General features: G+C 36.9%; 21 protein-coding genes and 1 pseudogene. 7 read left to right on the plus strand and 15 right to left on the minus strand.

All coding sequences use genetic code 11. The annotated features are described in order from the left end of the window. Positions 1 to 188: 188 nt before the first annotated feature. The 6 genes from MKZ14_RS12235 to MKZ14_RS12260 form a co-directional block, all read right to left on the minus strand. On the minus strand, positions 189 to 794 hold the full coding sequence (locus MKZ14_RS12235; protein WP_333006565.1) for an ABC-2 transporter permease: 606 nt from the start codon (positions 792 to 794) through the stop codon (positions 189 to 191). Next, positions 787 to 1,653 (minus strand): ABC transporter ATP-binding protein, encoded by an 867-nt coding sequence (locus MKZ14_RS12240; protein ID WP_016993766.1) that lies wholly within the window; start codon positions 1,651 to 1,653, stop codon positions 787 to 789. Before MKZ14_RS12240 ends, MKZ14_RS12235 begins: the two co-directional genes overlap by 8 nt. A 5-nt stretch (positions 1,654 to 1,658) precedes the next feature. Continuing rightward, complete coding sequence (locus MKZ14_RS12245; RefSeq protein ID WP_016993768.1) at positions 1,659 to 2,030, minus strand: GntR family transcriptional regulator; 372 nt, start codon at positions 2,028 to 2,030, stop codon at positions 1,659 to 1,661. 15 nt (positions 2,031 to 2,045) lie between these two features. Next, entirely contained in the window at positions 2,046 to 2,351 is a 306-nt protein-coding gene (locus MKZ14_RS12250; RefSeq protein WP_016993770.1) for a YfzA family protein, read from the minus strand. A 355-nt stretch (positions 2,352 to 2,706) separates the two neighbouring features. Then, positions 2,707 to 3,552: an MBL fold metallo-hydrolase gene (locus MKZ14_RS12255; protein ID WP_258860882.1), complete on the minus strand. Its 846-nt coding sequence runs from the start codon at positions 3,550 to 3,552 to the stop codon at positions 2,707 to 2,709. Positions 3,553 to 3,643: 91 nt separating this feature from the next. Further along, a complete protein-coding gene (locus MKZ14_RS12260; protein WP_156113263.1) occupies positions 3,644 to 3,781 on the minus strand; it encodes a hypothetical protein in 138 nt (45 codons plus the stop codon). Between the two features lie 275 nt (positions 3,782 to 4,056). Between MKZ14_RS12260 and MKZ14_RS12265 the strand changes: the two genes are divergently transcribed. The 4 genes and pseudogenes from MKZ14_RS12265 to MKZ14_RS12280 all read left to right on the plus strand — a co-directional run bounded on the left by MKZ14_RS12265 (position 4,057) and on the right by MKZ14_RS12280 (position 5,949). Continuing rightward, complete coding sequence (locus tag MKZ14_RS12265; RefSeq protein WP_016995542.1) at positions 4,057 to 4,566, plus strand: DUF3231 family protein; 510 nt, start codon at positions 4,057 to 4,059, stop codon at positions 4,564 to 4,566. A gap of 31 nt (positions 4,567 to 4,597) precedes the next feature. Then, positions 4,598 to 4,850 (plus strand): annotated as a pseudogene (locus tag MKZ14_RS12270) (manganese catalase family protein); the annotation flags it as partial. 374 nt (positions 4,851 to 5,224) lie between these two features. Next, positions 5,225 to 5,341, plus strand: a complete 117-nt coding sequence (locus MKZ14_RS12275) for a YjcZ family sporulation protein (protein ID WP_081977462.1) — start codon at positions 5,225 to 5,227, stop codon at positions 5,339 to 5,341. 209 nt (positions 5,342 to 5,550) lie between these two features. Next, positions 5,551 to 5,949: a hypothetical protein gene (locus MKZ14_RS12280; RefSeq protein WP_312125893.1), complete on the plus strand. Its 399-nt coding sequence runs from the start codon at positions 5,551 to 5,553 to the stop codon at positions 5,947 to 5,949. 293 nt (positions 5,950 to 6,242) lie between these two features. Here the strand turns inward: MKZ14_RS12280 and MKZ14_RS12285 are convergent, their stop codons facing one another. The 6 genes from MKZ14_RS12285 to MKZ14_RS12310 all read right to left on the minus strand — a co-directional run bounded on the left by MKZ14_RS12285 (position 6,243) and on the right by MKZ14_RS12310 (position 11,860). Next, the gene (locus MKZ14_RS12285) at positions 6,243 to 6,443 is read right to left on the minus strand and encodes a cold-shock protein (protein WP_004225195.1); all 201 of its coding nucleotides are present in this window, start codon (positions 6,441 to 6,443) and stop codon (positions 6,243 to 6,245) included. A gap of 475 nt (positions 6,444 to 6,918) precedes the next feature. Beyond that, positions 6,919 to 7,794, minus strand: a complete 876-nt coding sequence (locus MKZ14_RS12290; protein ID WP_309484780.1) for a cation diffusion facilitator family transporter — start codon at positions 7,792 to 7,794, stop codon at positions 6,919 to 6,921. 335 nt (positions 7,795 to 8,129) lie between these two features. After that, positions 8,130 to 8,885 (minus strand): SDR family oxidoreductase, encoded by a 756-nt coding sequence (locus MKZ14_RS12295; RefSeq protein WP_339279963.1) that lies wholly within the window; start codon positions 8,883 to 8,885, stop codon positions 8,130 to 8,132. 161 nt (positions 8,886 to 9,046) lie between these two features. After that, entirely contained in the window at positions 9,047 to 9,703 is a 657-nt protein-coding gene (locus MKZ14_RS12300; RefSeq protein WP_312125887.1) for a hypothetical protein, read from the minus strand. 46 nt (positions 9,704 to 9,749) lie between these two features. Then, a complete protein-coding gene (locus MKZ14_RS12305; protein WP_036076394.1) occupies positions 9,750 to 10,223 on the minus strand; it encodes a GNAT family N-acetyltransferase in 474 nt (157 codons plus the stop codon). A gap of 161 nt (positions 10,224 to 10,384) precedes the next feature. Then, complete coding sequence (locus tag MKZ14_RS12310; RefSeq protein WP_339279964.1) at positions 10,385 to 11,860, minus strand: methyl-accepting chemotaxis protein; 1,476 nt, start codon at positions 11,858 to 11,860, stop codon at positions 10,385 to 10,387. Positions 11,861 to 11,998: 138 nt separating this feature from the next. Between MKZ14_RS12310 and MKZ14_RS12315 the strand changes: the two genes are divergently transcribed. After that, entirely contained in the window at positions 11,999 to 12,964 is a 966-nt protein-coding gene (locus MKZ14_RS12315) for an MBL fold metallo-hydrolase (RefSeq protein WP_339279965.1), read from the plus strand. 126 nt (positions 12,965 to 13,090) lie between these two features. On the opposite strand, the gene MKZ14_RS12320 is transcribed toward MKZ14_RS12315, so the two are convergent. Further along, positions 13,091 to 14,908 carry a DNA ligase D gene (locus tag MKZ14_RS12320; protein WP_339279967.1) on the minus strand — a complete coding sequence of 606 codons (1,818 nt, stop codon included), beginning with the start codon at positions 14,906 to 14,908 and terminating at the stop codon, positions 13,091 to 13,093. 106 nt (positions 14,909 to 15,014) lie between these two features. Between MKZ14_RS12320 and MKZ14_RS12325 the strand changes: the two genes are divergently transcribed. Further along, positions 15,015 to 15,836 carry a Ku protein gene (locus MKZ14_RS12325; RefSeq protein ID WP_016992188.1) on the plus strand — a complete coding sequence of 274 codons (822 nt, stop codon included), beginning with the start codon at positions 15,015 to 15,017 and terminating at the stop codon, positions 15,834 to 15,836. A 35-nt stretch (positions 15,837 to 15,871) separates the two neighbouring features. Here the strand turns inward: MKZ14_RS12325 and MKZ14_RS12330 are convergent, their stop codons facing one another. After that, the gene (locus MKZ14_RS12330) at positions 15,872 to 16,393 is read right to left on the minus strand and encodes an AAA family ATPase (RefSeq protein ID WP_339279968.1); all 522 of its coding nucleotides are present in this window, start codon (positions 16,391 to 16,393) and stop codon (positions 15,872 to 15,874) included. A 120-nt stretch (positions 16,394 to 16,513) separates the two neighbouring features. Here MKZ14_RS12330 and MKZ14_RS12335 point away from each other — a divergent pair, with 120 nt between their 5' ends. After that, positions 16,514 to 17,521, plus strand: a complete 1,008-nt coding sequence (locus MKZ14_RS12335) for a serine hydrolase domain-containing protein (protein WP_339279969.1) — start codon at positions 16,514 to 16,516, stop codon at positions 17,519 to 17,521. A 14-nt stretch (positions 17,522 to 17,535) separates the two neighbouring features. Here MKZ14_RS12335 and MKZ14_RS12340 read toward each other — a convergent pair whose 3' ends face one another. Then, positions 17,536 to 18,066: a dihydrofolate reductase family protein gene (locus tag MKZ14_RS12340; protein WP_339279970.1), complete on the minus strand. Its 531-nt coding sequence runs from the start codon at positions 18,064 to 18,066 to the stop codon at positions 17,536 to 17,538. Positions 18,067 to 18,153: the final 87 nt, after the last annotated feature.

Below are 18,153 nucleotides of genomic sequence, written 5' to 3' on the forward strand. Positions count from 1 at the left end.
AGTTCTGTATTCTTTAGTTCTTCATATGGATGATTATCAGTTATAACCTTTTTTACTTCATTCATTTTTGCATAAAGACATTTAAATTCATCTTACATTTAGTTCCAAACGGGCACCATTCTAAAATTGGCCACTTTCCTTCAGTAACCTTCTAGGAGTAAACCCCGAGACAACTACAAAGCACACAATCAGAAGGCTTTTCGTTGGTAAATACTATGTGTAATTCCCCAAGAAATAATATAGATTAGCATAATGAAAAGTGTCGCCCCTGTATATAAAACCGTGACGGATGTATTATCTACAAAATCAATGATTGCTGTTAAGTGTTCATTCATATACAAAGCAATAGGCCGTGAAATCCAAGTTAAGAGGATAAAGCTAATAAGTATAACCGTTGTAATATAGCCCTGTTTAAATATCTGAAATAATGGGAAGGTAAGCGCAGCAAATAGTAAGAATAAACCACTCCCAATTGCAATATCAGCCATCGTAAAATGTTTATTGAAAGCAAGTAACGCTAGACTTGTCACGCCTATGGATAAAATCATATATGCGATGGCACCAAGATAGCGGGATGCAATAATTTCCGTACGTGTGTATGGTAAGGAGTTTAATAATATATTTGTCTCAACTTTTTCATCGTATGCATAGGTATTAAAGGGAATAAAAATACTGGCAACTAGGAAAATTAAAACTGGTGGTGCGCCCATTAAAATAAAGAATACGATAAATGGAATATAGAATAATAGCTGCCTTTTCTGTAGTATGACATCGCGTTTAATTAAGTTAAGCATGATGGATGCCTCCTTTAAAGTAATACATGATATCTTCCAGAGAGGCACGTTCAATAATCACTGTGTCTCCGAAAATATTTTTCACTGCTTTGATATTATCCGTTAATGCTTCAAATCCTGTTGATGCACGATGAATATGAACAAATGCCTTTTCAGTGTCCCTATCAAGAAGATTTAATTCCCCTTTAACAAGCGCATAGTTTTCAGCAACATCGTGAATAGACTGATTAAATACTAATTTCCCTTTCTGTATAAACGCTATGTAATCTGCAATACGATCTAAATCAGTTGTAATATGCGTTGAGAAGAAAATGGTGCGATTACCATCAACCATTAATTCCTGCAATAAATCTAACAGCTCCCGTCTAAAAATGGGATCTAAACCTGCTGTTGGCTCATCCATTATAATTAGCTCTGCATGATGTGAGAGTGCTATTGCCAATGAAGCCTTCATTTGCATCCCTTTAGAAAATGTTTTTATCGCTTTATTAAGCGGTAATTCGAATTGTTCTACGTATTGATCAAATAATGGATCGTCCCAATGTTTGTAAGCAGGGGCAACTATACGTTTTATATCTTTTAAGTTCAGCCCTTCAAAGAATATATTGCCATCGTAGACAAATCCGATGCGCTCCTTAATCTCCTTCTCATGCGTCTTGTAGTCCAATCCGAAAAGCTTAACTTCTCCAGCATCTGGTTTTAATAGATTCATCATTGTTTTTATCGTTGTGGACTTACCCGCTCCATTGGCTCCTATGAAACCTGTTACAAAGCCTCGCTTTACCTGTAAATTTATATTATTGACGGAAAAACCTTTAAACTTCTTTGTTACATTCTTTAATTCGATTACATTCTCCATCCCTTTCACTCCTCGTATAAAATCTTCAATAATTCCTTTAGCTCCTCAAGTGATAGGCCAATTTCTCTGCTATTCGCTATGACCGCACTCAGCTGTTCCTCAATAACCTTCAGCTTCTTTTCTCGTATAACCTCTAAATTTTGCTCCGCTACAAAAGAACCTTTGCCGACAATAGAATAGATAAAGCCCGCCTTCTCCAATTCCTCATAGGCCCGTTTCGTCGTTATTACACTTATTTGTAAATCCTTTGCAAGGTTACGCATAGAGGGTATTGCAGTGCCCTCATGCAATTCACCTGCTAAAATAAGCGATTTAATTTGATTCGTAATTTGTTCATAAATTGGCTCCTTTGAACTGTTCGAAATAATAATTTGCATGCCAATCCCTCTTTTTTATTTTTTTGAGAATATAGTTGAAATAATATCCCCTAGTGCTGCAATCAGTATAGCAATAATATGAATTGTGATGAACATATTAAAAAAGGGAAAGGAATAAGGCGTTATCCATTCGGTGAAAAGCCTCGAATCTAATATCCATCTTCCCATTCTGGCAAATAAATCATTACTATCGTTTATGTTTGGCTCCAGCACAGTGCCATCGACCATGATAAAGATCAATTGAACAATTAAAAATATACCGATAGTGATGATCCATCGTTTTAACAAATTACTGTCATGCGTTTTTTCAGTGCCTATCACTTGATCAATTCACCCCTCACTAATTCATTAAAGAGACAAAACGAATTATTATATATTGTATATATACTATATAAACATTATATACACAAATAAAAAATTAGTTCAACCATTTTTTCGGTGTAAAGGAAATTTTATGATTTATGGCATTCAAATACATAGAAGGAGCCTGTTTTGATAGCTATTATCAAAACAGGCTCCTATTAGCTACTTGGCCATTTCTTGTGTCTTGTCATTCAAATCTGTTCATTCTACAGTTTCTATCTGATAAATTATGCTATAATGAATCATCTGACTAAACTGGCAAGACAATGGCTGTAGCGTGTGACGACGCTGCGGCTTTTTTATCCTTAAATTATTAATTTAAATATTTACCGTGCTTGGGTAGCGCGATTTGTTCAAAATGATCGACAAGTTTTTTAAGATTGCTTGTCAGTTCTTCACCTTTCATCGGTAATCCATGCCCTGTGATCGCATTGGATGGTTTTAGTAAGGCTAATTTTTCGATAGATGCTCGGGCAGCCTGCCAATCAGTTGTAAAATATTGAGGAGGACCGCTGATTTCTTTTGTTTGTGTAATCACCTTATAAAGTGATTCTTGTTTGACCGTAACAAACGCATCACCAGCAATAAGTGCCTTATCCTTTTCACGGAATAATGATATATGCCCTGGTGAATGGCCTGGCGTATGAATCCATCGAAAACCTGACATAAAGGGAACACTACCATCAGAAGGTAAGGCTTTGATGTTATCACCTAAATTTATAGCTTCATTTGGAAAAATAGGTGACAATTTAGCAACCAAGCCGTTATTTACAGTTGGATCAGGCTCTGGATAATTTTGTTTTCCAGTTAAAAAGGGTATCTCTAATGTATGCGCATAGACAGGAACATCCCAACGCTCTATTAATTCTATAATTCCTCCGACATGATCAAAATGACCGTGAGTCAATATGATTGCCTTCGGTTGAGAATTAGAACCATAACGTTCTTCAACAACTGAAATAATCTCCTCTGCACTTTTGGGCATCCCCGCATCTATTAGCACAAAATCTTTCATCTGCGGTTCGCCATAAAGTACAATGTTTACAATTTGAATCGTGTATTGATATAAATCAGGTAATAGTTCTATGCCTACGCCACTTCCAACAGAGGTTGCTGGAATAAATTTATAATCTTCTCCGTAATTCAAATTCTTGTCCATTTAAAATCCTCTACTTTCAATTAAGTCAGCATTTCGATTTAGGTGTATTTATGGAAATGCCACAATCCGTAGATTGTGGCATTTTATCTTCTTACTTCTTTTCTTTTTTATTGAATGGCTGTTCTTTCTTTTGCTCTTGTTCCTCTTTTACTGCTTCTAATTCTTCAGGATTAAATTCTATTGCTATTTCTTCTTGCTCTAATTCATTTTTTTGCTTTTCTTTTGTCAAAACACTCACCTCCACTATGCTTTAAAATGTCCTGATTAAAAAGATCTATACTGTTCATTTCTTAAATAATTTATATCTCATGTATAAATAGACAATAAACAACCATTATATAAGTGCGTAGTGTCTCACTACTTAAAGAGCTGCAGAGATTTTTTATCTCTGTGGCTTCTTTTAATTTTTACATTAAATATTTTAAGTAAAGGTGAATTTTACTTCTGTTTTCATCCATACTAACATGGCTTTAATGGCGAAAAATAAGAAAAGGATGTGTACAGATGGGTATTCTTGGTGGAAATCCAAAAGATGAACCGTTGCATTATGGTGAGGTATTTAGTGTTTGGTCGAGTTTAATTGCAGACTATGGTATGATTTCTGGCTATCAAACGTTTTATAATCATGCTGGTGATGAAGATCTAAAAAAAATTATTGAAGATATCATTGAAACATGCAGGGAAGAAGTTAAGCAATTAGAAAAAATTCTAAAAACAAACGGGATTGCACTACCTCCTGCTTCACCTGAAAGACCTGTAGCAAGACTGGAAGATATTCCTCCAGGTGCTAAGTTTAATGATCCAGAAATAAGCGCTGCTCTTACTGCTGACATAGCAGCTGGATTAGTTGCATGTAGTCAGGCAATGGGTACTTCTACTCGTGAAGATATCGCATTGATGTATGGGCAATTCCATATGGCTAAAGCTCAACTTGGTGCTAAACTTTTACGTTTAAACAAAAATAAAGGCTGGCTTGTACCACCACCATTACATGTTAATTATCCTGAAAAATAAAGACTGTATTTGAGTCAACGGGTGTTCTTCCAAGGACAGGTATTATGAGATGCGTTCTAATCAGACATTTAGGGCAACGCTAGCTTTTCTGCTTGTTCGATTAAAATGCATTTTCCAAAGCATTAGAAGCTCTAGGCGTAGATTTTGGGAAACTATTTCCTGTACCTAACTACGATAGCAACAAATACCCTGAGTGTAGAATGTTTCATAATACGTATCGGAGAAATCTTCCCTACTATATGCCAGAGATGCCAAATGGACACAGTCCTGGCCTTAATAATTAAAATTATCTTAAGCTGTAGCGTTTGATGACGCTGCAGCTTTTTAAATGTATAAATAGACTATATTTACACAAACTATTAATGAGTGTATCGCACGCACTTCTTAGGCTGTGGCGTTGGTTGACCGTCACAGTCTTATTTTTTAAATTTATTTTGAAGGCAATAAACTATACAAAACAAAGTAGCTTTTCATATAAATAGTAGTGTTAAGCTAAACTAGTTTAACTTGTACCTCCCGAATTGTTACTTAGGGTCACTTTCAGCCGAGTGACCCTTAAATATTTTCTAATTTAGTCAAATCAGGTTTAAGGAGAATGGTTGGCTATGCGCTTTCTATAATTCTACATATTCTAGATTATTGAAAGGAGGGACTTTATATGGGATATGAAGTTTATGGTTCCAACTATGGCAAGCACGATAATTTATCATTCGCTCTAATTGTTGTCCTCTTTATTCTTTTAATTATTGCAGGCGCTACTTTCTTGTATAAATAACAATTACATTCTACTTGTAGAATGCCGATCTATTATTCTTCAATATTCATACTATGAACAAAGGGTCGTCTCCCACCCTGGTGACCCTTTTTTACTACTTACTTTGTAGCATAGAAGAATGTGTTTGTTGCTTATTGTACTAATCTAACTAACAGTTCATAGAATATATCAAGCATATTTAGGGCTAAAACTAGCAAAGGGGAGTGCCTATGAGCATTGATTTTATTACACTTGCACCAACAATTATGCAGGTGTTTAAAGCGGGAGATTCGAATCCGAACAAAGTAAAGCGTATTGTTTATGGACAAGCTACCTCTGACGCAAATGGAATAGCCACATTTTATTTTACAGACAATGCATTAGCTAATGGCAATCCTCTTTTATCCTCTATTGATTATGCAGTGGCAAGCGTATACTCGACAAATCCAACGATAAACTTAAGACCAAGCGTTCAAATGAGAGAGAAGAATATGAATGGGAAATATGTCTCTGCTAATATTACAAATATTAGTGGTGTGACAGTATTAGGAATTAGTGTGTTAGGTTCGGAAAATCCGGTAAGTGGCGTGATTGTAGATTTTATGGTTTTAGGTAGTTTTGATTTGTAAACATCATACTAAAATACAAAATCTCACACCCTCTTGAAAAATTTTATGTACCTTCTTTTTAAATGTGGATGGGTCAATAATTAGTTTCAGTTTTCCGTGATTTTATGAGCACTTTTGAAATGCAGGTTGTTTACAGGAAATTTTCTTACTAAGGGGCTTTGGGAAGGGGCATTAATTTTAATAAACAATAAAATTTCGATATATAGTGAGGTAAAAAATATAGACAAAGTCGAATAAATCGACTTTGTCTACGGAAACCACTCTATTTAAGAATGTTTTTCTTCAATTAAAAATTAAAGTTTTACGATGTTAGCAGCTTGTGGTCCGCGTTGACCTTCTTCAACTGTGAATTCAACTTTTTGACCTTCTTCAAGTGATTTGAAACCTTCACCTTGGATAGCTGAGAAGTGAGCGAATACGTCTTGTCCGCCTTCTACTTCGATGAAACCGAAACCTTTTTCTGCGTTAAACCATTTTACTGTACCTTGTGTCATTTAAATGACCTCCAATAATGTTATTAAATAAAATCATACTACTTCCAAAGAAAAAAATTCACATATTACAAAAAGTAACTAACAAAACACGATTACTCTTTGTAATATGTGAATTTATTATTTCTTTTAAGAAAGATTCTATTACATACAGTATATGATAAAAAATCGTATTAGTCCAGTGTAAAGTGAATTTTTTTATCAATGAAAGCTAAAACCTACACGTACCACCTATTTACAAGGTTAAAATTAGTCATTTCACCGCCATTAAGAAGCTACAGATTATTTATTGAGGTGTTGGAAACTACATTACCTTGGCCATCATTATTGCTGCTCACAGCTAACATCGTGCCTTCAGCCTTTAGCCCAACAGTTTGACGATAACCCGCAGCTATAAGTAGCTAGAGGCAATTGTTAGCGATATTCCTTACCTCATATTTTTTTGATGTTGAATATTACATTTTAGGACTCAATTGCCCTATGCTTCCTTAGGCTCCACATGGACATGCACTTCATAAACCCCTTGCTCTTCCACCATATTTTTTTCAACAACAGAAGCAACATCGTGAGCTTTCGTAATATCCAACTTGGCATCTACTAGAATAACCACATCAATAACCTCGTTATTACCATAATTTCTTCCTCTGATTTCCTTCAATCCCTTAACACCATCTATTTTTAAAATAATCTCTTTGTATGTTTGAAGAATTTTCTCATCAAATCCATCCGATAGTTCATGAGAAGCTTCCTTAAAAATCTCCCAAGCTGTTTTACAAATAATGAAACCTACGACAATCGCAGTTACTGTATCTAACCACGGCATATGTAGTTGTGACCCTAAAATTCCTACAGCGGTTCCAATACTTACCCAAGCATCTGACAAATTATCTTTCGCTGCAGCCATAACGGCTTTACTATTGACTTTTTCAGCCAATTGTTTGTTGTAACGATAGACAAAGTACATCACCAATGCTGATCCTAACCCTACATAGGCTGCAATCATATCTGGCGATTCCTTTCCGCCTTGAAAAATGGAAGAAAAAGCACCCACTAATACTTGAATACCCACGGCCATCATAATAAATGAAGCGACCATTGAGGCAATGGTTTCACTTTTCCAATGACCATAGCGATGATCATGATCTGCTGGTTTTTGTGAAAGCTTTAGTCCAATAAGTACTGCAATAGAGGCAATAATATCTGTCGTATTATTCAATCCATCTGCCTTTAAAGCCTCTGAACCACTCATGTAACCAATGCCAACTTTTATGATGGATAAAATTATATAAGCAATAATACTGATGATGGCACCACGTTCACCTAATTTAAGATTATTATATCTTTCTGCTTCCAATTCACTTACCTCCCACTTACGTACATTACCATCATAACAACCCAACATCGAGTGGGTCTACAGCAACCTTTTTGCCTTACTGTAGATAAGTAGGAGGAAGATAAAAGTGTTGATTAGGGGAAAAAATAAAGCCCTTAGGAAGAAACTCAGTCACTGGTTCAAAACCTAGAAATTATTATATTAACCGAATAAAATAGTAGTGTATCTGTTCTTTATGATTTTTTCCTCCAACGAACACACCTAACCAATCTTGGTCATTTCCAATCCGGAAGTGACCCTTTTTTTAAGCAAGTAAAAAAGCCTTGCCACAAATCATAGCAAGACTTTAATCTCAATTATCCTCGCAGAAATCCGCCCTCCGAGTGGATTATTTGTCCAGTGATCCAGGTAGCCTCCTCGCTAGCGAGAAAGCTAATCAATTTGGCCACATCCTCTGGTGTCCCAATCCGCCCCATTGGAAATTTAGGTAATAGATAGCCTCTAATAGCATCGTTCATCCATGTAGAATCTGTTGGCCCTGGATTGACAGCATTTACGGTAATGCCCAATGGTGCTAGCTCCTGTGCTAATGATCTAGTAAAGGCTGAATTGGCCCCTTTCGTTGCTACATAGGCTAGTTCTCCCATCATAGGACCTAACTCTTGACCAGATGTCATATTAATGATTCTCCCTGAGATAAAATTAGCTTTTTCAAAAAGACGCGCAAATTCCACACAAAGGAGTAAGGTTGACCTCATATTCACCGCGTAATGATCGTCTAATGTTTGAGCATCTAACGCTAGATAACCATCTTGTGCTGAATGGGCAGCGTTATTTATTAAAATGGAAGGTACGCCTAGTTTTTCGTCAACCGTTTGGAGTATCGTTTTTGGGGATTGGGATTGCGATAAATCAATCGACATTTCTTCACAAGAAACACCCATGCTCAAAATCTCCTGTTTGAATCCTCCTATCCAATTAAGATCAGCATGCCAGTGTGTAAAAAATATATTGACACCATCCCCAGCTAATCTTCTACAAATAGCTGTTCCAATATCTTGTGGGTGGCTTGCACCTGTAATGATTGCTATTTTTTGTTGCGTTTTACTCATTGTTTTTACCCCCAGTATATTTGGGACGCTTTCGATGGATTATTAATAAAGGTCTGCTCCGTTTTTAGAAATCAAAACGCGAAGAATTTGCCACATGTAGAGTATGTATTCCCCTCTTCATCTAATCTGAATTCATACCAAACAAAATTCGTGATAATTTTCTAATCTAAAATTTTAATCTGATTTTGAACATCAATAGAAAAGGCTTCTACATCAAATTGATGCTGCTTTATCGTATCTTCCGCTAACTGTTGAGCCTTCTTTTTAGCCTTGTCATTTTTCTCATCTGTTAAATTAATCCTTACTTGAATCTCCTCGGATGTCATACTATGGTCAACGCTGAAGGCGCCAAAATTTTGTGCAAACATCGCCTCAAATAAATTGGCCATGACATCATTATAACTAAGCCGAGTTGAAATCGCTGCTGCTGGCTCATAGAGATTTTTTAACGTTATTTGAAAAGAGATGGGGTTTAATTCATTAGCTTTGATAACGTCCAATATGGTTTCTTCTATATGTTGCTTGGCCTTGCGATCGACCTTGTCGGGTAATGACACAAGAAGTTCTATTTTGCTATTGGGTAAAATTCCATAATCTAATTGAAAGCTATAAGCTTCTTTGCGCAATGCATGAGAAATCTCACTGATTAAAAATTGATATTGCTGAATATAACGCAATAATTCATCATTACTAGGTTGTGACATTGGAATATTTGTTTTTTCAGCATATTGAATAGGTGCATTTGCAAAAAAGAAAAATGCACCACAAACAATGATTAAAAGAAGAAACCATAACGTAAATAACTTTTTAATAAACATATATAGCCCCCTTATTCGGGACTATATGCCAAATAGCTAAAGTAAATTACGGTAGAATTTTATAAAACAATACGCGATCTTGATTTTCGCCACCATAATTACTATGAATGGATATATTTTCTATCACCTTGTCACCTTTTTCCATTCTAAAGCCCAGATTCGTGTGGAAAGCGATGGATACTTCATTAATAGGCGACGTGACACATTTCACAATATTTCGATGGTACTGCTTCACCACATGAAAGAATACATCATATAATCTTTTTGCAATATTCTGTTTTCTGTAATCAGGATGGACCCCAACAAAATGGATGAATGCTTCATTTGTCTTGGATTGCGATAAAAAGCCAATGAGGAAGCCAATGATTTCGCCATCCTTCTCCATAATAAGGCTCGTATTTGTAAAGTGATCAAAAAATAATTTAGGCAGCTTATCTGACATATTCCTACCGCCCCACCACTCATTAATTAATGGGGATAAAGTATAATAATCTGAACTCTGTACACTACGAATGTTCATGGAATCAATCCTCCTTTTTAAGTTATACAACAGCAATACAGTAACCATAAACAGGTATGGATAAAACAATGCAGATGAATACCATCTCTATACCCTCTATCTAGGAGGGATAATCCTATTCTTATTTTAACCTACCATTTATTTCAATATCAATGGTTCGCTCATCCCTTTGCCATTACTAATGACTTTAATGTGTTGCTTAAAGCCTGAATGTGGTTCGTTGTATCTGTCATGCTTACTAGAAGCTGATTTTCGTCCTCCACTGAGTGTAGAATCTCACCAGTAGAAGCTGCATTTTGCTCCGTCATGTGATTCAGTTTTTCAATTTGCATTTGGATTACCTCGAATTGTGAGATGGCACTGCTTAATTCATGCATCCCTCTTGTTAAATCTGTATTCGTTTCCGTAAAAGAATCCTTTAAACTATTAAAGAAATGACTGACATCCTGTAAAAGCTGTTCTCCATACTGTAGCGCCTTTTCACCGTCATCAGAGCGTTGATGAGCCTCTGTTGATTTTTCAAACAAGGTTTTCGTCACATTGGTAATGCTGACAGTAATTGCAGCGCTTTCCTCTGCTAGCTTACGTACTTCATCTGCAACAATCGCAAATCCTTTACCATGCTCCCCCGCTCTAGCCGCTTCTATCGCAGCATTTAATGCCAATAAATTAGTCTGTTCTGCAATATGGGTAATCCCCTTTAAAAGACTATCCACTGTTTGTAGGCTATGTTGTAGCTCGTTGACAGTTTCGGCAGTTGAGGCCATTGCATGACTCATAACGCTCATTTGAGTCATTGCATCCTGCATTTTATCCCATCCCGCTAATACTTCTTGTTGTAGCTCAGTAGATTTAGCGACCGTATCCTTTGAGATCGTCAAAGTTTTATTGACAAAATGAACCGAGTCGCCCATAGTGCCATGAATCATTTGTAAACTAGATACCTCCTGCTGAATACTTGCAGAAATATCCTCAGTCGCTACTAAAATTTGCTTACTAGAGCCAGAAATCCTCTGCATGGTTTGTTGGAATTGCGTGACATGCATGTCTAATGCCTGACTGCTCTTTTCAATTTCCTGAAACGTATTTTGTAATTGATTGAAGGATGCTTGTACTTCATTTTGCTGAATTTCTGCATGTTGAATCAGTTCATTCCCCCATTTTGCCAGCAAATAAAGGGCAATGATAACCCCATTCATAATCGCCAAAAGTGTCACAAAGACAATGGTGTCATCGAATGGCCCTAACAATGATGACGAGTTGACCAAATATAAAATGAAAAAACTAAGATTTGTTAGAATCCCAAAGAAGACAATCAATTCTTTTTTAAAATACAGAGCAATGATGGCCACTGTGCACAGTAAAATATAATGCTTATTTAATGAAAAGCTATCAAGCAAAAATAGTGTAAACACAACACTTGATGGAATGAGGCCAAAAATAAAGCCTTTGACATACGTTTTAATAGGTAAAAAATAATTACATACTGCCAAGGCAATGACAGCTAGCCCAATAAATAAAAAATGCAAGCCCTTTGATAGAATCATTGGTCCACATATTAAAATGGCCAAAATTGAGATAATAGCCAAATTTACACGATGAACTTTTCGTGTATCATAACGAATTTTATGCTCCATTACTATCCCCCTAAAAAAATGAATAGACATTCAGTTTAATTTTCTATTATTATATAGTATAACAACTACTTTTTGTAGCTAAATATTGCATTTATAAGCAGAATTAGCTTATTTTTGAAATAAAAGGGGGAAATTGAATTGACTAGCGTCCAACAAATCGCACCAAATTTCTACTGTATCGATACACATGATTTAGGTCGAGAGCAGCGAACAAGCTCCTATCTATTAATCGATGAAAAGATTGCTCTTATCGAAACTTCGGCCAGTCCATCCGTACCTTATATTATGGAAGGGTTACAGAAATTAAATATTGCAGTAGAGGATATAGACTATGTCATCGTGACACATATTCATTTAGACCATGCAGGCGGAGCAGGGTTATTTTTGCAAAGCTGTCCCAATGCTAAATTAGTGGTTCATCCACGAGGCGCAGCCCACATGATTGATCCCAGTCGTCTTATCCGCAGTGCTAAAGGGGTTTATGGCGCTGAATTTGACCGCCTTTTTGATCCAATTGTACCCATTGACGCTACAAGAATTATTGAAGTTCTTCACGAACAGCGTTTACAATTAGGTCAACATCATTTAACGTTTTATCATACTGAGGGGCATGCTAAGCATCATGTTTCAATGCTTTATTCCGCAACAAATGGCTTGTTTGTAGGAGATACAACAGGTGTTCGCTATCCCGAAATGGATGAGGAAGCAATTGATTTAATCATTCCGTCCACCTCTCCAAATCAATACAACCCTGAAACAATGGAACAATCCTTAAAATTGTACGAAAAGCTACAAGCAAGTGAATTATACTTCGGCCACTATGGGGCTTATAAAAATCCAGCTGAAGCCTATCGTCAGGTGCGCTATTGGACACCACTCTTTTTAGAAGAAGGTAGAAAAGCACAAGCAGCATCAAGCCAGTTCCAGGAACAAGTTCACTACTTAGATGCACGCTTAAAGGAGCTTTTATTCAACTATCTACAGGAAAACGGCATTCCTTCAGATCATCCTGTCTATCAAACCATCCCATTTGATACGATTGTGTCCGCAATGGGAATACTAGATTACCTAGAAAAAGTAAATGCACAGGTTCCACTCAAATAGGAAAAGAGGTGTCTCCAATGATTTTGGAACACCTCTTTTTTAGTTTCGCTTTTAGTATTGGTCGAAGCGATCTTTTTTGGAAAATCCGCTCTCTTTTTTATCAAAATGCTCTAAAGTTTACTGTCTTTATACCTTTAAACGATCTAGAACTGCTCGAAAATCTTGTTGCTCCCCTACTTCACGAAATGATTGAAAGGGATTGCTCATTTTTTTCATGCGCTCCATGACATAAGGAATCGTAAAAAGCTCTGGCGTAAGGTTTTCATTGACCTCCTCCCAGAGAAGCGGTGTTGCTACTAAACCCATTTCATTGCCTCGAGTGGAATACGGGGCAATGATGGTCTTGCCCTCTGCATGCTGGACATAATCTAAATATAATTTTTCATGACGATTCTTCTTTAAACGCTCAATTGTATATAAATTGGGCTTTTGCTCACATAAAAAGCGACAAACAAATTCTGTAAATATACGTACCTCTTCATAAGTAAATGTATTTGCGGGTAAAGGAATATATAGCTGTAAACCTTTTCCACCTGATGTTTTGACAAAGGATTGTAGCTGAAAATAATCAATAATGTTCTTTAAATCAAGTGCTCCTGAAACGGCTAATGGAAAATCTTGTGCTGAGGGAGGATCTAAATCGAAAACAATTTCTGTCGGGTATGGTGAATGATGTGTTTGAAATGGAATGTGGAGCTCTAATGCCAGCTGATTTCCAAGCCACAATAAGGTTTCTAAGTTATTACACACGATATAATCAATATCATCCATCACGGCTGTTGCCACAAAATCAGGCATTTTTTCAGGTCTACTTTTTTGATAAAAACTTTCACCTGGAACACCATGTGGATAGCGTATTAGCGTTAGAGGGCGGTCCTTGAGAAAAGGCAATAAATAGGACGATATATTTTGCAAATAGAACAAATATTGATCCTTTGTAATACCCATTTTTGGCCATACAGGCTTGTCTGGATGTGTGATAGCAACGGAGTCAGGGATAGGATACAATTGGCGTTGCATGTGCTGCCAATGACACTCCTCAGGTAATAAATCTAATCGAAAGCCATGAAATCTAGGTTCCCGAAGCTTACTACCATCAAAATCAATACAGGCAATGTCAACACAAATAGAAGGCTCAAGTTGCCATCGCTCCTTCTTACGCAGTCCATTAGTCTGAAAGAATTTGACAAGTGTTTGATGCTCTTCCTCTGTCATACCATGCTTAAACGTAACAACTTCTCGTAATTGATTGTCCTCATAAATCGCACCATGGAAATAGCTATTGCTATGGTCATATTGGGTGACAATGACTGTGACATAACGCCAATTTTTTATCTTTAACCAATGTTTTGATCGTATGTTTCCAAGCCATTTACTTGTTTTCTTCTTAGCAACAATGCCTTCTCCATTGTAAAGCTTGATGGACTGCCATAAGCTCTCATGCTCCTCACTACCATGTATGATTTGGATAGGCGTTGGATTCTCATAGTCCACGCTTGGCCAATTGAACTTTGTAGCAAGCTTGACCAATTGTTCTTTCCGCGTCTTTAAATAGCGATTTTGGAAAGGTTCTCCTTTAAGGGTTAAAACATCAAATGCTAGATAGTGAAAAGGAAATGAATTAGCATGTTCCTGAATCACGTCTTGATTTTGCATTCTCCCCCTCTTTTGAACAACGGCAAAATCACTTTTATAATGATTGCGTAAATAAACTAACTCCCCATCCAAGGTAAGAGGTAAAAATGATTGAATCGATGCATGTATTTGCTGACAAAAAGCTAAAATTTCTGGAAACAGGTGATTTAAATTTCGACCATTTCTACTAATGAGCTGCGGCTCCTCATCCCACACGAATAAGCAGCGAAAACCATCATATTTCGTTTCAAATAGCCATTCATCCCCATTAGGTATTTCGTTTGTTTCTGTTAAAAGCATTGGTCTCATCCCACAATACCTTCTTTGCTTTTTATCTTCAGTGTTTGAAGATTTCATTTTAAGATACATAAAAAACCTCAAAATACATCATAGTAAGAAAAACGAGGTGACAACAATGCATACAGTGTGGAAAGGCAGTATTTCCTTTGGACTGGTCAATATTCCTGTGAAACTACATGCTGCTACTGAAAATAAGGATGTCAAATTGCGCCAGCTTCACAAAGACTGCCATACGCCGATTAGCTATAAAAAGGTTTGTGAGGGCTGTAACCAAGAGGTAAAAGATGAAGATATCGTGAAGGCTTATGAATATGCCAAAAATAAATTTGTTGTGTTGGATCCAGAGGATTTAGAAAACTTGCGTAAGGAAAATGAAGATAAGGCTGTGGAAATTATTGATTTTGTGCAATTAACTGAAATCGATCCGATTTATTTTGAACGCACCTATTTTTTATCACCCGATTCGACGGGTGCCAAAGCCTATTCATTGTTACGAAAAACATTAGAACAATCAGGGAAAATTGGCATTGCTAAAATCATTATCCGTTCTAAAGAGCAACTTGCCATCGTGCGTGTTTATCAAAATGCCCTCGTAATGGAAACAATTCACTATCCAGATGAGGTAAGGAGTATTGGCGATGTTCCAAACATTCCAAGTGAACAGGATGTAGTACAAAAGGAGCTTGATACAGCGCTTATGCTAGTGGAACAACTAACAACTACATTTAACCCTGAAAAATATACAGACGATTACCGCAATGCTTTATTAGAACTAATTGAAGAAAAGAAAGCTACAAATACAATCGCTACAAGTGATAAACAACGTCCAATCCCTGAAAATGTCACGGATTTAATGACAGCACTACAGGCTTCATTAGAAAAAACGAAAAAGCCAGCTACAAGAAAACGGACAACACGGACAAAGAAAAATGCCTAAGAAAGAACAAGCGTATCCTGACATCGGGATACGCTTTAGAATTGTCGAAAATAGGAATCTAAATCCTTTTTGCGCTGAATCATTAAAAGTTTAGCCAATACAGCCTGTTGCTGTTGAAAGAATTTAGGTTTTCCTACCCGTTCAAAGCGTTTATTCCAACGAAACATTTTAAAGAAAATCGAAAAAGTTGGTTGATAATGGGCTTTTTCGATGCCCATTTTTTGTTTCATAAATCTTTTTATAATACGAAAGATCCGAATTTTATAAGGGGTATCGAGAAAGATAATGTAATCCGCTTGTTGGAAGCTATCAATTACCCACTCCTCTTGATGGATCCCCTCTATAATCCAACTGTTCGTTTGGAGAATGATTTGTAAGTGCTCTTTTTTTTCTTCATCTGTTCTTGGTATATCCCCTGATTCCTTTCGAATCCATGCCACATTATCAAGCTCATAATAAGGAATTTGCAAGGTTTTAGATAATTTCCTCGCCAATGTCGTTTTTCCACTGCCAACCGACCCAATAATATGTATTTTTTGTGGAAACGTTTTTGTCATTGAACCCCTCCTTTATATGTACCTTTATTATACAATAAATTTCATCTTACATAAGTTTTTCCGAGAACATAGGTTCCCAATTATGGTATGATGAAGGAAAAATAAGGAGACTCTTAATGCATGACAATACATGAGCAAATGTTGCTACAACAAATAGCTGGCCTCAGCATTGCCTATATAAAGGATGGTGAGCTTCAGCAAGCAGATTGCTTTGGTCTATTAGAGGTTGGGAAAACTAACAGAGTCAATACCGAAACCATCTTCAATGCCTGTTCAATTAGTAAACTACTTACAGGCATTTTAGTGATGAAGCTGGTCGAGCAAGGTATAGTGGATTTAGATGAGGATATTAATCAAAAGCTCACATCCTGGAAGATGCCAGATAATAGCTACACTCAGGCAAAAAAAGTTACATTACGACATTTGTTAAGTCATCAGGCGGGGATTATTGACCCTAAAGGCAGCTTCTCTCCCTTACATTCACTATGGCAGAGGCCTTCGATGGTTGACTTATTAAAAGGGACAACTCCTTATTGTCCCATACCAATCGATAGTAAATTTGAGGCTGAGCAAGAATTTCATTATTCCGATGCTGGCTTTTGCATTGTTCAATTGCTAATGGAGGATATAATAGGCTCAAATTTTTCAACACTCATGACAGACCTGATTTTTCGACCACTAGCCATGACAAATAGCTTTTTTTCTTCCGCAGTTCCAACTGCCAATACAGCAAGTGGTCATCATAAAGATGGCACCGTAACAGCACAGAGATACCCTATTTACCCGTATGATGCAGCTTGTGGATTATGGACAACACCGTCAGATCTAGCAAAATTATTACAAGAGGTAATGCAGGCTTTAAAGGGAAAAGGTACACTTGGTTTAGCTTCAATCCATGAGCTAATTCGTCCTCAGGGCTGTAAGGAATGGATGGGCCTTGGTGTATTTCTTGATGGTGCTGGTGAGCAGCTTGAAATATCCTCGCTTGGCTGGGGTGTTGGCTATCAATGTCTGCTAGTGGCCTATCCCCACCTAGACAAAGGCTTTGTTGCCATGACTAACACCGATACAGGCGTCCATCAAATGCAAGGTCTCTTAGGAGAAATCTATCGTTCCTTTATCAAATAAAGAAGAGGCTTGATTTAAGCCTCTTTCCTTACCTCATAATGCAGTTGTACCATTTGACCATATCGTTTTGTTTCCAATAGCCTTAAGTTTTCGAATGGACGTGGAGATGTAAACAACGGTATACCTGAGCCCAGTAAATGTGGTGTAAGCGTAATAATCCATTCGTCAATTAGCCGCTCCTGTAAAAAAGCATCTAGAATGGCCCCTCCCCCTACCATCCAAATCTTTGTGCCTTCTTGCTCTTTTAAACGTTGAGTAAATGTGATGACATCCTCTTGGACAAACGTCACATGCTCATTTTCCCCAGTTTGAGTTGTGGAGAAAACATAGCATTTTTTATCAGGATAAGGGAACGGATCAATGTGCTCTAGGATATAATCATATGTCCGTTTTCCCATAATGACGGTATCAATGGTTTGATACATATCAGCGTAGCCATTATCTCCATCTCCCTCGGTTTCCTCTAGCCACTGTAGATCATCATTTTCCTTGGCAATAAATCCATCTAAACTCCCTGCAATAAATACCAGTATTTCTCGTGACATTACTTCAGCTCCTCTTCTTTTGAAAATCTCTTGTACAATCTCTATACTAACTATAAAACATGACAACTATTGGCATGATTAAATAAA

The organism is Lysinibacillus sp. FSL P2-0066, from assembly GCF_037969495.1.
Lineage (GTDB): Bacteria > Bacillota > Bacilli > Bacillales_A > Planococcaceae > Lysinibacillus > Lysinibacillus boronitolerans.

Excerpts from the sequence above, each read along its gene's own strand:
- MKZ14_RS12235 (WP_333006565.1), bottom strand. The coding sequence starts at position 794 with ATGCTTAACTTAATTAAACGCGATGTCATACTACAGAAAAGGCAGCTA.
- MKZ14_RS12240 (WP_016993766.1), bottom strand. The coding sequence starts at position 1,653 with ATGGAGAATGTAATCGAATTAAAGAATGTAACAAAGAAGTTTAAAGGT.
- MKZ14_RS12245 (WP_016993768.1), bottom strand. The coding sequence starts at position 2,030 with ATGCAAATTATTATTTCGAACAGTTCAAAGGAGCCAATTTATGAACAA.
- MKZ14_RS12255 (WP_258860882.1), bottom strand. The coding sequence starts at position 3,552 with ATGGACAAGAATTTGAATTACGGAGAAGATTATAAATTTATTCCAGCA.
- MKZ14_RS12265 (WP_016995542.1), top strand. The coding sequence starts at position 4,057 with ATGGGTATTCTTGGTGGAAATCCAAAAGATGAACCGTTGCATTATGGT.
- MKZ14_RS12275 (WP_081977462.1), top strand. The coding sequence starts at position 5,225 with ATGGGATATGAAGTTTATGGTTCCAACTATGGCAAGCACGATAATTTA.
- MKZ14_RS12280 (WP_312125893.1), top strand. The coding sequence starts at position 5,551 with ATGAGCATTGATTTTATTACACTTGCACCAACAATTATGCAGGTGTTT.
- MKZ14_RS12285 (WP_004225195.1), bottom strand. The coding sequence starts at position 6,443 with ATGACACAAGGTACAGTAAAATGGTTTAACGCAGAAAAAGGTTTCGGT.
- MKZ14_RS12295 (WP_339279963.1), bottom strand. The coding sequence starts at position 8,885 with ATGAGTAAAACGCAACAAAAAATAGCAATCATTACAGGTGCAAGCCAC.
- MKZ14_RS12300 (WP_312125887.1), bottom strand. The coding sequence starts at position 9,703 with ATGTTTATTAAAAAGTTATTTACGTTATGGTTTCTTCTTTTAATCATT.
- MKZ14_RS12305 (WP_036076394.1), bottom strand. The coding sequence starts at position 10,223 with ATGAACATTCGTAGTGTACAGAGTTCAGATTATTATACTTTATCCCCA.
- MKZ14_RS12310 (WP_339279964.1), bottom strand. The coding sequence starts at position 11,860 with ATGGAGCATAAAATTCGTTATGATACACGAAAAGTTCATCGTGTAAAT.
- MKZ14_RS12320 (WP_339279967.1), bottom strand. The coding sequence starts at position 14,908 with ATGAGACCAATGCTTTTAACAGAAACAAACGAAATACCTAATGGGGAT.
- MKZ14_RS12325 (WP_016992188.1), top strand. The coding sequence starts at position 15,015 with ATGCATACAGTGTGGAAAGGCAGTATTTCCTTTGGACTGGTCAATATT.
- MKZ14_RS12330 (WP_339279968.1), bottom strand. The coding sequence starts at position 16,393 with ATGACAAAAACGTTTCCACAAAAAATACATATTATTGGGTCGGTTGGC.
- MKZ14_RS12335 (WP_339279969.1), top strand. The coding sequence starts at position 16,514 with ATGACAATACATGAGCAAATGTTGCTACAACAAATAGCTGGCCTCAGC.
- MKZ14_RS12340 (WP_339279970.1), bottom strand. The coding sequence starts at position 18,066 with ATGTCACGAGAAATACTGGTATTTATTGCAGGGAGTTTAGATGGATTT.